Source organism: Pseudomonadota bacterium (assembly GCA_026388275.1).
In the GTDB taxonomy this organism is placed as follows: domain Bacteria; phylum Desulfobacterota; class Syntrophorhabdia; order Syntrophorhabdales; family Syntrophorhabdaceae; genus JAPLKB01.
In genome coordinates this window covers 30,572-45,107 of the sequence record JAPLKB010000016.1, presented here as the reverse complement: position 1 = coordinate 45,107, position 14,536 = coordinate 30,572, and the positions used below count along the sequence as shown (strand labels likewise).

The 14,536-nt window shown below is 44.2% G+C and carries 13 protein-coding genes; 2 read left to right on the top strand and 11 right to left on the bottom strand.

The genetic code is table 11. From position 1 onward, the window contains the following. Positions 1 to 202 precede the first annotated feature (202 nt). Together NT010_04430 and NT010_04425 are read left to right on the top strand one after the other, a co-directional pair. Positions 203 to 1,462 carry a hypothetical protein gene (locus NT010_04430; GenBank protein MCX5805302.1) on the top strand — a complete coding sequence of 420 codons (1,260 nt, stop codon included), beginning with the start codon at positions 203 to 205 and terminating at the stop codon, positions 1,460 to 1,462. Positions 1,463 to 2,243: 781 nt separating this feature from the next. After that, entirely contained in the window at positions 2,244 to 2,573 is a 330-nt protein-coding gene (locus NT010_04425) for a Rieske 2Fe-2S domain-containing protein (protein MCX5805301.1), read from the top strand. A gap of 171 nt (positions 2,574 to 2,744) precedes the next feature. Here NT010_04425 and NT010_04420 read toward each other — a convergent pair whose 3' ends face one another. The 11 genes from NT010_04420 to NT010_04370 form a co-directional block, all read right to left on the bottom strand. Beyond that, positions 2,745 to 3,110 carry a response regulator gene (locus NT010_04420; protein ID MCX5805300.1) on the bottom strand — a complete coding sequence of 122 codons (366 nt, stop codon included), beginning with the start codon at positions 3,108 to 3,110 and terminating at the stop codon, positions 2,745 to 2,747. Next, positions 3,107 to 3,454: an ATP-binding protein gene (locus tag NT010_04415; protein ID MCX5805299.1), complete on the bottom strand. Its 348-nt coding sequence runs from the start codon at positions 3,452 to 3,454 to the stop codon at positions 3,107 to 3,109. Before NT010_04415 ends, NT010_04420 begins: the two co-directional genes overlap by 4 nt. Positions 3,455 to 3,466: 12 nt before the next feature. Next, a complete protein-coding gene (locus NT010_04410; GenBank protein ID MCX5805298.1) occupies positions 3,467 to 5,122 on the bottom strand; it encodes a class I adenylate-forming enzyme family protein in 1,656 nt (551 codons plus the stop codon). Between the two features lie 11 nt (positions 5,123 to 5,133). Further along, positions 5,134 to 5,880, bottom strand: a complete 747-nt coding sequence (locus tag NT010_04405; protein ID MCX5805297.1) for an ATP-binding cassette domain-containing protein — start codon at positions 5,878 to 5,880, stop codon at positions 5,134 to 5,136. Positions 5,881 to 5,941: 61 nt separating this feature from the next. After that, positions 5,942 to 6,709 carry an ABC transporter ATP-binding protein gene (locus NT010_04400; protein ID MCX5805296.1) on the bottom strand — a complete coding sequence of 256 codons (768 nt, stop codon included), beginning with the start codon at positions 6,707 to 6,709 and terminating at the stop codon, positions 5,942 to 5,944. Further along, positions 6,706 to 7,722, bottom strand: coding sequence for a branched-chain amino acid ABC transporter permease (locus tag NT010_04395; GenBank protein ID MCX5805295.1), 1,017 nt, complete (start codon positions 7,720 to 7,722; stop codon positions 6,706 to 6,708). The genes NT010_04400 and NT010_04395 overlap by 4 nt, the downstream gene beginning before the upstream one ends. 3 nt (positions 7,723 to 7,725) lie before the next feature. Further along, positions 7,726 to 8,595 (bottom strand): branched-chain amino acid ABC transporter permease, encoded by an 870-nt coding sequence (locus NT010_04390; protein ID MCX5805294.1) that lies wholly within the window; start codon positions 8,593 to 8,595, stop codon positions 7,726 to 7,728. Between the two features lie 219 nt (positions 8,596 to 8,814). Next, positions 8,815 to 10,074, bottom strand: coding sequence for an ABC transporter substrate-binding protein (locus tag NT010_04385; GenBank protein MCX5805293.1), 1,260 nt, complete (start codon positions 10,072 to 10,074; stop codon positions 8,815 to 8,817). Positions 10,075 to 10,399: 325 nt separating this feature from the next. After that, positions 10,400 to 11,761: a sigma-54 dependent transcriptional regulator gene (locus NT010_04380; GenBank protein ID MCX5805292.1), complete on the bottom strand. Its 1,362-nt coding sequence runs from the start codon at positions 11,759 to 11,761 to the stop codon at positions 10,400 to 10,402. After that, positions 11,758 to 13,275, bottom strand: coding sequence for a PAS domain S-box protein (locus tag NT010_04375; protein MCX5805291.1), 1,518 nt, complete (start codon positions 13,273 to 13,275; stop codon positions 11,758 to 11,760). The genes NT010_04380 and NT010_04375 overlap by 4 nt, the downstream gene beginning before the upstream one ends. Before the next feature lie 63 nt (positions 13,276 to 13,338). Next, positions 13,339 to 14,427, bottom strand: coding sequence for a phospholipase A (locus NT010_04370; protein MCX5805290.1), 1,089 nt, complete (start codon positions 14,425 to 14,427; stop codon positions 13,339 to 13,341). Positions 14,428 to 14,536 lie beyond the last annotated feature (109 nt).

Here is a 14,536-nt window from a genome sequence, read left to right as displayed (position 1 = left end):
GGAGTACAGGAAAACAAAGGGGTCGGGCGCTGACAATGTACAAAAGGAACAGCATAACACTGCTCTAATCATTACTTGCGGCGGATCGTGTATTGTTCCGGCTGAAACCTGTGTTGCGAGTAAGGAATGAATAAGGTCATGGATGTATCGGAAAGAGTGGCAATGATGCGGATAAACCTTCAATATTCAAAGGAGGAAAACCATGTTAGTGTTTTTGAGTGATGTCCACATGACTGACGGCAGTTCCGGAGAGACCATCAAACCCGCGGCATTCAGGATTTTTGCGGAAAATATTCGAAAACTCGCGGATACCTTGAAGCCTCAACCTCCCGAAGAAATGCGGCTGGTCCTACTGGGTGATATTTTTGACATCATCCGATCCACGAAATGGCTTTCCACTAGTGACAGACCATGGGACGACGCCGGGCCCAAACAGGAGGCGATCGTTCAACAAATTCTTAATGGAATTCTTAGCAACAACGAGGATTCCGTGGCGGAACTTCTCGGCCTTCGGGAATGGGCCCAGAAGAAAAAGATCCCCTTCGACATCACCTATGTTATCGGCAATCACGATTGGCTGATCAACCGCTACCCCGCCTGCAGGAAGGCAGCGGCAGCGGCCCTGGGAATTGCCGGGAGCGATCCCTTTCCCTCCCAGTTGTTTGAGCCGGATTACAAGGTTTTTGCACGGCACGGCGATGTTTATGATGACTTCAATTACATGGGTAAACGCGACGCTTCCTCGATTGGCGACGCCATTGTTATCGAATTGCTCAACAAGTATCCCGAGCAGGTGATTAGGAGCCTGAATGAGCAGGTTACCACGGGTTCAGTTACACAGGCGGAAGCAGACCGGATTGCCGCACAGCTCAAGGAATTGGACAACATTCGGCCGCTTCTCGACGCACCTTCCTGGGTGCTCATGGTGGCCAATAAAACGGAAAACGAGGCTGCCCGTGGGGTTATTGAACAGGCTTGGGACGCCTGTGTGGACGCCTTTTTCGAAGTGCCTTTTATCAAGGAACAGGACAAGTTTCTGTGGCCTGACATAGTCGACTTTTTGCAAATTGCCCTGCAGCTTTCGTCGCACACATCAAAAAAGACCCTGGAAAAGATCGCCGGTCTTAAAGAAAAGTGGTTTCCGGAGGATGCGGCCGGAGGATATGACCGGCATGCCTACGCAGAACCGAGGTTCAGGTCCGGCGAGGCCAGTTTCATTGTATATGGCCATACCCATGACTACCTGATGATCCCCATGGATCAAACGCCCCTGCCGGACGGATCGAATCAGGACAAAATCTATTTTAATACGGGAACCTGGCGAAAGACATGGAACAAGGTGAAATTCGATCCTGCGAATCGCGAATTCATCGGCTGGCATGTTCTCACTTATGTGGCAATCTTCAAACCATCGGAAAATGGCCCTTACAACTTCGAAGTTTGGAACGCCGCGCTGGGATAGCAAAAGGGAAACAAAGGGTTCAGTCCTTGTCACAGGACAAGGACGATAAGAGGACATCCTTCATTATTTCAATTAAACTGGCGGCGGGAAGTAAAATGAAAAGTCATAAATCTTGGGTTAATACGATTTTTGAGGGCCGAAAATAGCCTCTACATGCTATATTACCAATGATCTACACTATCAAAAGCTCAAGAGGCTGAGAAAATGGGTGAACAAATAACGTCCTGTGGTTTATCCATCAGATGTGAAAGCCTATAAATGCTGAAGAGTAAAATACTTAAAGAGGCCATTAAGGAGATAAAAAAGCCCTCAAAAATCGTATTAAGCCTAAATCTTCAATAATGAGACTTTGCAGACAACGTGTCTGCAACAATTGCAGAAAATGTTTCTACAAAATTAAAAATCCCAGCAAAGTCAATACAGGCTTTGGTTTGAACAATTAAGTATATTTTGCATTCACTGTGAATGCAAACATGGAAACCTATTTCAAATTGTATTTTATGGAGTACATAACAGCAAAGAAAGAAGGTTTTTGAAAATGGTGGGTTTTCTATCTTATTGAAAGTTGAGATAAGAATAAAGACAAAAAACGGAATAGAAGATATAATAAAACAAAAATATGGAAAAGCCGATAGAGGCAAAAAGTTCCAACAAATTGATGGAGTATATCCCCGAAGCGTCGCGCTGATTTCATTGTTTGGCAGTATAAACAAGCATAGTAGTCTCAACTCAATTATTATATAATATAGCTTATTACTCGATGCCTTGAAAGGAGATGAGAATGGAATACACAAGAGTTGCCGCAACAGGTGAATTACCTATAAACACGATGATAACCGTTGTTGTAAACGGTAAGGAAGTTCTCCTGGTGAATGTGGATGGTTCCTACTATGCCATCGCCAGCAGGTGTACTCACGCCGGAGGCTCACTGGCCGGAGGTGTTCTTAAAGGAGGCATTGTCACATGTCCAAACCATGGCGCTCGATTCAGCGTGAAGACAGGAGAAGCTGTCGGGGAGACCAAAATTGGGTTTGGAAAAATAAAAACCGAGGATGAAGAGTGTTATGCTGTCAAGGTTGAAGGAACAGATATTCTGGTAGGAATACCCTAAAGCAGAGCTAAGGGGCCAGCCGCTGACAAGAGACAAATAGAACGATAAAACAAATGCCCAACCATGTCATGCAAGGGATCGCTTACGCTCCCGGTGAACTCGGTGTTAGCAGTCAATAATGACATAGAGGTACACCCTAATGATAAATCCGGGATTAAACAGATATCATTTTTACCGGCACTTCATGGCTCTGTCTATTGCCTTTTCGAGTTCTTCCACATCTATAGGTTTTGGGATATATTCGAAGGCGCCTGATTTCACCGCTTTTTTCTTTGTATCCGTATCATGGAATGCTGTGATAATAATTATATTTTTCTTATCATTACTCCTCAGCTTTTCCAGCACCTCAAGGCCGTCCATATCAGGAAGCCGTATATCAAGAATAGTTGCATCCGGGTTAAAGGAATCACTTTTTTTAAACCCTTCTGCCGCTGTGGTAGCGCATTGCACTGTATAACCCTTTTCAGTGAGGAACATGTCCAGGGATTCAAGCAAAGAACGTTCATCGTCTATGATAAGTATTTTTTTTCTTTTCAATTAATCTCCCTGAAGGGCACTATAAAAGAAAAACGTATGACCTGAGGTTTTCGTAAAGTCACCTTTTCTACCACGCCATGCGCCTCTATTATTTTTTTCACGTTTGAGAGGCCGAGGCCGGTACCCTTCTTCTTGTTGCTGAAAAAGGGGTCAAAAATGTATGGGAGATCCGATGTGCTTATTCCAAGTCCATTATCGGAGATTTCGATCTTTATTGCCTTGTTGCTTCTTAGTGTCTGTTTTGTCACAACCTCTATCCTGCCCCTATAAGAAAATATTCCCGTGAGCAGCGAATATTTAGTAAAGATGTTTAAGCAACAGGTTGCCGAATGGATGCAAGCCATTGCAAAGTTGCATTATACCCGCTTCTTTTCTTTCTCCATTTTTCGCTTTTCTTCGTCCCTGATCTCACGACGGAGCAGTTTCCCAACCTTTGATTTCGGGAGCATATCTCTGAACTCTATGTAGCCGGGGACCTTGTAAGGAGCAAGCCTATCCCTGCACCATTTTATCAGCTCAGTGCTCCCGATGCCCTTGGCATCATCTTTCAGCACAACAATGGCTTTTATCCTCTCACCTACTTTCGGGTCAGGGATACCAATAACACAGGCGCCGATTACCGTCGGATGATCCTGCAGGGCAGCTTCAACCTCTGATGCCGAGACCCTGTAAGCCTTATATTTGATGATGTCGGCAGTCCTTTCGACGAATTCAAGCTCACCACCTTCGTTCATCTTTACAAAATCGCCCATCCGGTAGTAGGTGTCTCCATCAATGTTGATATAGCAATATTCTGTTTCTTCCGGTTTGTTTATATATTGCTTGATTGTGTAGGGGGAAGTAACAAGGAGTTCCCCCAGTTCGCCTGGCTGGACTTTTTCGAGGGTTTCCCTGTCACAAACAATGGATTTTCTTGTTTTTAAAGGTATTCCGATCGTTGTAGCGGACGGTTCTTTGTTAAGTGGACTGTAGGCAACATGGCCTATTTCCGTAGAACCGTACACCTGGTAAAGCGGTATATTGTATTTTTCTTTCCAGGACTTAAATACCTCGGCAGGCAGGACATCGCCGCCGCAATAACAGTAGCGGAGCGAACCCAGGTCATACTGGTCAATCCTGTCGTTCTCAAGCATCATTCGGTATAGTGCCGGAACCCCGAGCATCCATTTTACTCTGTACCTCTCAATTGCAGAAAGCACAGGATCAACCTCGGGTAACGGCATCAATATAACCGTATTCCCGAAATTGAACCCGAAGGCTATAGAGAAGCCTTTTGCCATGATATGGAATAGGGGGTTTACCATCAGCACGGCATCGTTTCCTTCATCAACATAATCCTTAATAACATCTTCCATAATGTCGTTGATATATGAGACTTCTCCGATGTGGTTACCCGGCACGCCTTTCGGAAAACCGGTAGTACCGCCAGTGTACATTATATAAGAAAGGTCATTCATCGGATCAATCTCGACTTGCGGCGGTCTTGGCCAGCTTTTCCTTACGATATCTTTAAAAAAGTAGATTTTATCACCCTTTTGGACATTTCCATGGGGAATTTTATCGAACATAAAACCGATAAGCCGCTTCACCGGGGATACAAAATCAACAAGGTTTGTAACAATCACCCGCTTGAGATCTGTTTTCTCCATTATCTCTTTTACATATACGAAATTTGTATCGAGACATATGACTGTCTCTATGCCCGCATCTCTTATCATATATTCAATCTCAAAAGTCGTGTATATGGGAGATACCGGCACAACTACAGCCCCGATCTTATTGATGGCAAAATTTGCAATGATCCATTGGGGACAGTTGGAGATGTAAAGCATTATCTTATCCTGTTTTTTTACCCCAAGATCGGCAAGTCCTGTTGCAAATTTATCTATGAGTGTCTCCAGATATCCATAGGTAAACTCCTGCCCAAGATAAACAATGGCTATTTTGGAAGCATATTTCTTGCAATTTTCACTAAAACGGGTAAATGTTTTTTCCTCATCAAATGATCCCATAGATAGACCCCTCACACACCAAAGTATGCAGATTTTACGTCCGGGTTATCCATAAGTTCTTCTCCAGACCCGGAAAGGACGCTCGAACCGTTTTCAAGTATATATCCTTGATCAATAATAGGTATAACAGGCCTTGCATACTGCTCCGTTATAATTACACTGATGCCTTTTGTATCACGAATCTCTTTTGTGCCATTGATAACAATTTCCTGATATGCCGGACTTAAACCGAGGAGGGGTTCGTCAAGCAGCAGGATCTTCGGATTAGCCATAAGCGCCCTTCCGATAGCGAGCATCTGTTGTTCTCCACCGCTTAAAAAGCCCCCCTGCCGATGCAGGTGGTCCTTTAACCTGGGAAAGAGGTTCAGGACATACTCGAGATTCGATTTAGTTTCTCTTGCATTGGCAAGATAGGCACCAATTTTCAGGTTCTCCAAAACCGAGCTTTCAGCGAATATGCGCCTGCGCTCCGGGCACAGGACAATCCCGGCCTTTGCCCTCTGGTGTGGCTTGAGCGTCGTAACATCTTTTCCGTCGAGAAAGATTCTCCCATATACAGATATTCGTTCTCCACCCCGCATTTCCTCTTTCTTTTTAATATCCAGAATAATGCCTGATAAAGCATACATAAGCGTGCTTTTGCCGGCACTGTTGGAACCGAATATCCCGATAATACTACCCTCATCGCATTTGATGCTTACATTGTTGAGGGCAATCATATTCTCATAAAAAACCATCAATTCAAAGGCTTCAAGCATTTCTCGATTTCCTCTTTGTTTTTTCTGTTTTACTTTTCACTTTTCACCTTTCATTTTCGATCTATACCTCTTCACTACCAAGGTATGCCTCTCTTACCCGCTTGTCCTCAATAACAAAATTAGGCTCACCCTCAACTATCTTCTCACCGAAATTCAGTGCCATGACCCTGTTGGCAACCCGGAAAAGCTCTCTTAATCTATGCTCGACCATGATAAGGGTTATGCCCTCTGTTTTCATCTTTTCGATCAGGGGTAGCATTCCGGCAATCTCGCTCATGCTTAAGCCTGAAAAAACCTCGTCGCAAAATATGATCTCAGGTCTCAATGCCATACACCGTGCGAGTTCAAGGCGCTTCAGGTAGCCTGTAGGCAGGGCTGATGCAAGCTTGTATGGAACTCTCGAGTCCCTTTCAAATCCGATTTCTTCAAGGATGTCAACGGCAACGGTATCCCTGTCGCCGTGTTTTCCTCCGCCTCGCCATCCGCCCGTCTTTCGCGCCCTCGGAGACCACAGGGGTATGATAAGATTCTTATATGCAGGGAGCGAATAGTATGGTCTCATAATCTGAAACGTCCTCGCAATGCCGACGTGTGCTATCTTATGGGGCTGCCATGCTGTAATCTCTTTTCCTTTAAAAAATACATGACCCGACCCAGGCTTTATGAAACCGGTTATACAATTTATAAGGGTGGTCTTGCCGGACCCGTTCGGCCCGATAATCCCGAAAACATCTCCCTGCTGAATATCAAAGCTCACATCAGAGAGCGCCGTTAGTCCTCCGAAAGTCTTTGAGATGCCTTTAATTGACAGGACAGGTTCGGCGCTCATACTTTCACCCATCTTTCAAATTGATGATATTTCCTCTGGAGATAAACCATTATACCCTCACTCTTAAAAACGATAAAACCTGTTAATATAGCACAGTAAATAACAATTCTGAAGGAGCCGAAGGCCCTTAAAATTTCGCTGAGAGGGACAAGAATAAAACTTCCTATAAGAGCACCTACTAACGTTCCCCCTCCGCCGATAACAACAGAAGCTATCGGTATAATTGAAAAATCAAGGGCAAACAGAGAAAGACCTGCCCACATATACAGATGAGCCACATAAGCCCCGCTGAAGCACCCGATAAATGATGCCACAAATACTGCAAGCAGCTTCATATGGGTAACATTTATTCCCGATGCCCTGACTGACTGGTCGTTGTCTTTTACACCTCTTAATACAAGCCCTATATCCTGATTGACAAACCGCCTCATCCCGAAGAGAAAAACCAGCATCATGATGATGATTGCATATTGTTCGACATACGCGTTTGGAAAACTGTCCAGACCGGTTATCCCGTTTGTTCCTCCGAGGATATTTAGTGCTTCTATGACACGGGTAAGCAGGAGGGGATACATCAGGGTAATTATTGCAAAATAGACCCCACGTAAGGGCAGGCAGGGCAGCAGGAGCACTGTGCACAGTGCGGCGCCGACAACTGTTGCAAGGGGAATGGAAAGATATATGGGCAAACCCAGGTAAACATTAAATATGGCTGATAGATATCCTCCAACGCCGGTGAAAAAGGCCCCGCCAAGGCAGACAAGCCCGACATAATTTGAAAGAAAGTCAAAAGACAGGGCAAGCAGCGCATAAACGCACATAATATTTATAACTCTTTTCCAATACGGAGCAAGTTCAAGCACAAAGGGAAGCAGAATAATCCCTCCAATCAATAACAGCCTCGGGCCCAGAAGATAAAGGATTTCCCGTGCCGATGAGATCGCATATATCCCTTCGGTTCTTACCTTCAATCCTCTGTCAATTCTTTCTTTTCTCATCGATTGTTTATCCATAGACTATACCCTCTCCTCCAGTTCTTTCTGCTTTCCGAATATCCCTGAAGGCTTGATCAACAGGGTGATGATGATAGCAAGCAGGGCCACGACCATCTGGTAGTGTGAAGAAAGAAAGGCTTCTGTAAGAATCTGGGCAAAGCCTATGATAAATGAAGCAACTACAGTCCCTCCCCAGCTCCCCAGTCCTCCGATAACACAGACCGCTATTGCAAAGATAAGGACATTGTATCCCGCTTCTACGATGATGCTCCCAAGTGGCAGAAGGAGTATTGCTGCAAAACCGGCAAGCCCCGAACCGATTGCAAGGGAGATTATGGCTGTCATATCGGAATCTATACCGAGCATCATGGCCGCCCTTTCATCCTGGGCAATCCCCCTTAATGCAAGGCCGATCTTGTTGAAATGTGTAAACAGGTAAAGCAGGGCAAAGATGAGGATGCCTGATCCGACAATGATGATTCTCTGATAATCAATATTGGCTCCGAAGATCTGCATAGAGCCTGGAATAAAAGGAGGAAGAGTAAATGTCATGCCTCTTAGCCCTCCCCACCGCAGGCCTTCCAGGATAGCAAGACCTATTGCGTATGTGGCAATGATCTCGGAGATTTCCATGCCTCTTATCCTGATTAGTACAAAACGGTAGATCAGAGCGCCTACGAGACTTGTCAGGCCAATTGCCAGGATGATGGCAAGGGGATAAGGAAAGGCGATAAATTTGTTGAGAAACAGCCATGTTATATAACCTGCCATAATATAGAGGGCGCCGTGGGCAAAATTAGGTACCCTGCTTATACTGTATACCAGCGCAAATCCCAAAGACAGAAGAGACAGAGTAATGCTGTTTATAATGCCATAAATGAGTATTTCCACATCTGCTCCTTTTATTTTATGGGGCTCACGTTGCCCCCTCCACCAGCAAATCTCGACCCACTGTGGTGGGTACCCCGGCCACCCTTTCTCGCTCACCGTGTGAGCTATTTATCGCTCTGACACTTTAATCCACCGGGGCTCACAATATCCCCCCCGTAGGGGGTCGACCCCTGTATGGTAGAGACGCAAAATCGCGTCTCTACCACTCTTTTATTGATATTACTTCATCCAGGGCGGTAATAAAACCTTTCCCTCAGCATATTTCGGAGGGAATATCTGGATCCTTTTGCCTGCCTGCCATTGTATGATACCTGTTACTGCTCCTTCTTTAGCGTCAAAAGATGGTATAATCTGGTGTGATTTTTTATCAAAGCGCATTCTTCCGTATACTCCCATGATATCGAGGTTTTCCAATGCTGTTATGACAGCCTCAGAATCTGTGCTGTTTGCTTTTTCGATGGCATCCTTAAGCTGGTATACTGCCATATAGCTCGATGATGTCCCGTATCCTTCAGGTTCAAGTCCCCATTTTTTCTTATATGCATCAGAAAATTTCATAGTCCAGGGAGTGATCTTTGCCGGGGCGTTGCCGCCATTGACAAGGTTTACGATAAGATACTCGCCCTTTCCACCGGTTGCCTTCCAGAACCCCGGCTGCTCGGCCGCATTCACAAACCCTATGGGGAGGCATTTTAACTTCATATCGCTCCACTGTTTTAGCAGCACAGCGCTTTCAGGCATATCCATCCATAGGAAAAGTATCTGTGCGCCCTTTTTGTTTGCGTCTGAAAGGCCGACAGAATAATCATTGGTCCCTGTGGGGTATATCTTCATGTCGATCACTTCCCAGCCTTTCTCAGCCAGCGCCTTTTTCATAAATTCTCCGCCGCCACGCGCATGGGCCACGTCCTGTACCATGATATATGCTTTGGTAAAATTATGTCCCTTTTTAAGGTCTTCGAGCAACGCGATAAACTCCTTCATCATCACAGGCACATGGCTTGTATTTCTGAAGCAGTATTTATATTTCCCGTAGTTCTCTTCCACTCTTTTGGTGTAGGCGGGCGTGAGAACCCCTGTAGTGAGGATGCTTACCTTTTTGTGCTTGTTCAAAAGATCCATAGCTGCCAGGGCTGCTTCGGAACGGACAGGCCCTCCGATGATAAAATCCGCTTTTTTCTCAAGGATAAGCTTTTCAAGGGCAAGAAGTGCCTCGCTCACCGGAACGCCAGCCTCAAGGTCCCTTGTATCGATTACTTCAACCTGAAAGGGCCTTTTCTTCCCGCCAACGACTACACCGCCCTTAGCATTTATTTCATCGACGGCAAGTTTAATTCCCCTCTCGGCATCCCATCCATAGAGAAAGGCCGTAGAAAGAGGTGCCCCTATTATTACCGGTTTTTCTGCGGCAATTGATGGGCCGATAAAACAAGAAATTATAAACAGGAAAAAGATAGAAAAATACATCAGCTTCTTCATTTGAACCCCCTTTTAATTTTTTCAGTAAAACCCTGTTTAAATATTTATGTTATCTGGCTGTTATATCAACAAGCAATAACTATGCCAGGAAATTTTATTAAAATATCCAATTATATCAATATAGCATTTAATATAAATGTATACAAATTTTCAATCTACTGAAATATTATTTTACTTTTTGAAAAAAATTTTCAAATGGTTTTGCCCCGCTGGTTCATAGCTCGAAGATTGCTTTGAAAAACGAATCTATTCAGCATTTCTTACCAATATCTTAAGAGTTTTGCCGAGGGGTGATTCATTGCCCCGCAAACTACAGCGGGGTAGATCATTTCCCATTGGGGGAGATGCCATAGGTTTTGAGCTTGTTGCGTAGAGTCGGACGGGACATATCAAGCAGTTTGCATGTTTTTCCAAGATGCCAGTGTGTGCGGTCCAATATTTTTATAATATATTCTTTTTCTATGTTCTGAAGGCTTTGTTCGTGTGATGTTTCCTTTTCATTTGTTTCTTTCACCACTCTTTTACCAAGAAGAGGGGTTATAAGCTCCTCCAGGATAACCTCTCCCTGAGTATTTATTGCAGCATGGGTAAGGACATTTTCCAGTTCTCTCACATTGCCGGGCCAGTCATATTCCAGCATCTGCCGGGCAGCTTCCTGTTCGACTTTCTTAATACCCTTCTTTAACTCATGATTTATCTTCTTCAATATATATTCCATTAAGAGAGGGATATCCGGTTTTCGTTCTCTCAGAGGAGGGAGCTTTATTGTTGCAACGCTGAGCCTGTAATACAGATCCTCTCTGAAATTGCCGTCCTGAACCATTTTCCATAAATCCCTGTTTGTTGCCGCAATCACCCGTGCATTCGATTTAATCTTCTTTTCACCGCCTATACGTTCAAATTCTTTCTCCTGAAGAAAACGTAAGAGTTTCGATTGGAGTTCAAGGGGTATCTCCCCTACCTCATCGAGAAAGATAGTTCCTTCTCCGGCAAGCTCAAATTTCCCCTTTTTGGTATAAGAGGCACCGGTAAAAGACCCCTGCTCATGACCGAAAAGTTCGCTTTCCAGTAGCGTACCCACTATGGCCGAGCAGTTAATAATGCGGAGAGGATGATTTCTGAATGGACTATGGTAATGGACTGCTCGTGCTATTAGCTCCTTTCCAGTGCCTGTCTCACCCTCTATGAGAACCGTAACCCTGTTTTCTGAGAGTACACCGATGGTTTTAAAAATCTCCTTCATCACCCTGCTTTTACCGATGATCTTTCCCTCTTGATAAACAAAAGGAGGAACTGGTGTGGCATCGGCGCTGTGAGCAGTACTCGAACATTTCATTGCCCTGGCGATAGCTTTTTCGAGTTCTTCCACATCTATAGGTTTTGGGATATATTCGAAGGCACCTGATTTTACCGCTTTTATTGTCGTATCCATATCATGGAATGCCGTTATAATAATTATATTTTTCTTATCATTACGCCTCAGCTTTTCCAGCACCTCGAGGCCGTCCATATCAGGGAGATGGATATCCAGAATGGTCACGTCCGGGTTGAAGGAATCGCTTTTTTCAAAACCCTCTGCCGCTGTAGTGGCGCATTCTATTGCATAACCTTTTTCGGTAAGAAACATATCCAGAGATTCAAGCAAAGAATGTTCATCATCTATGATGAGGATTTTTTTTCTTTTCAATTAATCTCCCTGAAGGGTACAGTGAAGGAGAAGCGTATGCCCTGCGGTTTTCGCAAATTAACGCTTTCCACCCCTCCGTGAGCCTCTATTATCTTTTTCACGTTCGAGAGACCGAGACCGGTACCCTTCTTCTTGTTGCTGAAAAAGGGGTCAAAGATATACGGGAGATCCGATGTGCTTATTCCCGGTCCGTTGTCGGAGATTTCTACTTTTATAGCCTTATTGTTTCTCAGCGTCTGTTTTGTCACGACTTCTATGCTGCCTTTTTCCTGCAATACCTCAACAGAGTTAAGCAATATGTTAATGATTGCCTGTTCCATTTTTTCATGATCCACTGAAACAAGAGGAATCTTTTTCGAATATTTTTTAACAACAGTTATATTTTTTTCCCTGATTTTTGCCTCCATCATTTCAAGACAGGAGTCAATTACTTCGTTTATCGAAGCAGGTTCAAGATTCAACCGGACCGGTCTTGCAAAATCGAGCATTTCATTGAGAATCCCTTCAAGCCTTGATATCTCATTAGCTATTATCTCCATACGTCTCTTGTCATTACCGCTAAATACCGTGTTTTTCAAGATTATCTGGATATTCATCTTTACCGATGACAGAGGGTTCCTTATCTCATGGGCAAGTGAAGTGGTGAGTTTTCCGATGTGGGCAAGGCGTTCTGATTCACGTATCCTTTTTTCTGTTTCCATGCGTTCGGTAATATCCCGGCAGATTCCTGCAACAGCATGTTCACCCCGATAAATAATGCGCTTTACCATGTTTTCTGTCGGCAGACTGCTTCCGTCCTTATGGCGTCTGAAATAGATATACATCTCATCAGAATCTTCGCCTAACATTCTCCTCTCGTACAGTTGCCGCACCACAGGCAATGATTTAGGCGTTACCAGTTCAGTATATGGCTTTCCTATCATTTCACGAGATGTAAAACCGTGCAGATCGCAATAAGCCTGATTTGCAAACACTATTTTTCCGTTTTGATTTACAAAATACCCGTCATTTATGTCTTCCACAAGGACACGGTATTTTGATTCGGACTCGGCAAGCTCCTTTGTCCTTTTCTCCACCTCTCTTTCAAGGTTCTGGGCATAATTCTTTATCTGCCTCTCGTGCAAAGATTGAAAATAGTCGCTGAACTTCGTTATGGTATAAAACAGACATCCATTTAATTTCCGGAGAACATCCTGCAACATAGGCCCTTTCAGTTCCCTTACAAGCACAGGGAGAAGACCTGTCCTGAAATACTCATAGGCATTCTGAACCTCTGAAAGGGAAAAACTGCCCCGTAGGCGGATATTGGTGATCCATTGGATATGGCAGTCTATCATGGAAAAATCATTAATTGTCAATACAGTACAGGATGCATCATAGGCTGCGGATACGGTGATAAACAGTTCCTCAAGGGGTCTTTCCCTGTAGCGCTCACTGGTGGCTGTGTGCAGGGAATGCACCCACTCCTCGATAATCTGTTTCCGATATTTCTTCAGGATCCGGGGAAGGTCCATGTAAAAATTGTAGCCTTATATATAGTTATCGGTCAAGAGTATTATTGAAATGCCGGATGCAGTTTAATTCCAGTCTGCCAGTATGACGCCGATACTTATGCGATTTGAATTTGCGTTATAATCAAGAAGACTCTCGCCGTAGCCGTTAAAATACTGTATATAACCGCAAAAACGGTCGTTCTTTATAAAGGGGAAAGGGAACCCCCAATCAAGCTGTATAGCGCCTTTATTGTCAGCGGTTCGCAGATTGTTGCGCAGCATTATGCCGAATTTGTGTTTATTCCAATAATATGCTCCCAAGATCTCACCGTACCCCAGATATTTTTCAATATTAGGATTGTCGTCATCACGGGAGCTCTCAGGCAGTCTGTGCCAGGCTTTTACATATAAATTAAAATTATCTTTCTCAAATCCAAGATTTGTAAAAATACGATTCCAGCTCCGTGAAAGCGGTCTGGAACGGCCGTTTGATTGATGGTCAATGCCTATGTTGACTGTACGCCCCTTCAGTCCGAAAAGATCAAGGCCGAAAGGATTGTAATCTGTACGGAAATTCAGGAAGAGTTCGGGTTCATAATCTGTTTCACGAAAAGGGGATGAAAATGTTGAGTTATATAGCTGCCAGAAAGAAAGCTGGGTATAGGCAAACCAAAGATCCACATCCTTATTCATCACATCTTCCCAAAGCTTTATCTTAAAGCTTATCTGAAATTTTGCCTCGGTATGTTCGGATCTTGCCTGCCTATCCATATCGAGAGTAGGCTCACGATTCGGTGATCCATTGTATGCAAGCGGCAGAATATAATTAGGCCGATGAATTCTGATAATTGATGAGGTTTTCCGGCTCAAGGTATCCAATTCCCAATGTTCGGACATTACCGAAGGCCGGGCAATCTTTTGAGACGACTTATCTTCTGTTTTTGTTGCAGGGACTGCTGTTTTTACCGGGATATTCCTCCCGGTCAGATCATCGAAACATTTCAACCTTGCAGCATCATCCGGTATTTTTGTACATTCAGCCATGCGGTCGGTAATGTCAGCCATTGCGGTGCCGCATAGAAGAAAGAGGCTTGTGAGGAAAAGAATCGGGCTGCATACGGGGCTCCACGAAAAGTATCTCCGGCATTGGATTGCACCTTGCAACATTTTCATAGACACCCCCTTTTTGTGAAAAGTAATCCCATCAGTGCGAAAAATCAATAAGAAAATTAATTAAATCAATTGCATGTTATTGATTTTCGAGTGAAAATGCGGGTAACCA

Coding starts and splice junctions, on each gene's coding strand:
- NT010_04430 (MCX5805302.1), top strand. CDS start 203: ATGTTAGTGTTTTTGAGTGATGTCCACATGACTGACGGCAGTTCCGGA.
- NT010_04425 (MCX5805301.1), top strand. CDS start 2,244: ATGGAATACACAAGAGTTGCCGCAACAGGTGAATTACCTATAAACACG.
- NT010_04415 (MCX5805299.1), bottom strand. CDS start 3,454: ATGGCTTGCATCCATTCGGCAACCTGTTGCTTAAACATCTTTACTAAA.
- NT010_04410 (MCX5805298.1), bottom strand. CDS start 5,122: ATGGGATCATTTGATGAGGAAAAAACATTTACCCGTTTTAGTGAAAAT.
- NT010_04405 (MCX5805297.1), bottom strand. CDS start 5,880: ATGCTTGAAGCCTTTGAATTGATGGTTTTTTATGAGAATATGATTGCC.
- NT010_04400 (MCX5805296.1), bottom strand. CDS start 6,709: ATGAGCGCCGAACCTGTCCTGTCAATTAAAGGCATCTCAAAGACTTTC.
- NT010_04395 (MCX5805295.1), bottom strand. CDS start 7,722: ATGGATAAACAATCGATGAGAAAAGAAAGAATTGACAGAGGATTGAAG.
- NT010_04385 (MCX5805293.1), bottom strand. CDS start 10,074: ATGAAGAAGCTGATGTATTTTTCTATCTTTTTCCTGTTTATAATTTCT.
- NT010_04375 (MCX5805291.1), bottom strand. CDS start 13,275: ATGGACCTTCCCCGGATCCTGAAGAAATATCGGAAACAGATTATCGAG.
- NT010_04370 (MCX5805290.1), bottom strand. CDS start 14,427: ATGAAAATGTTGCAAGGTGCAATCCAATGCCGGAGATACTTTTCGTGG.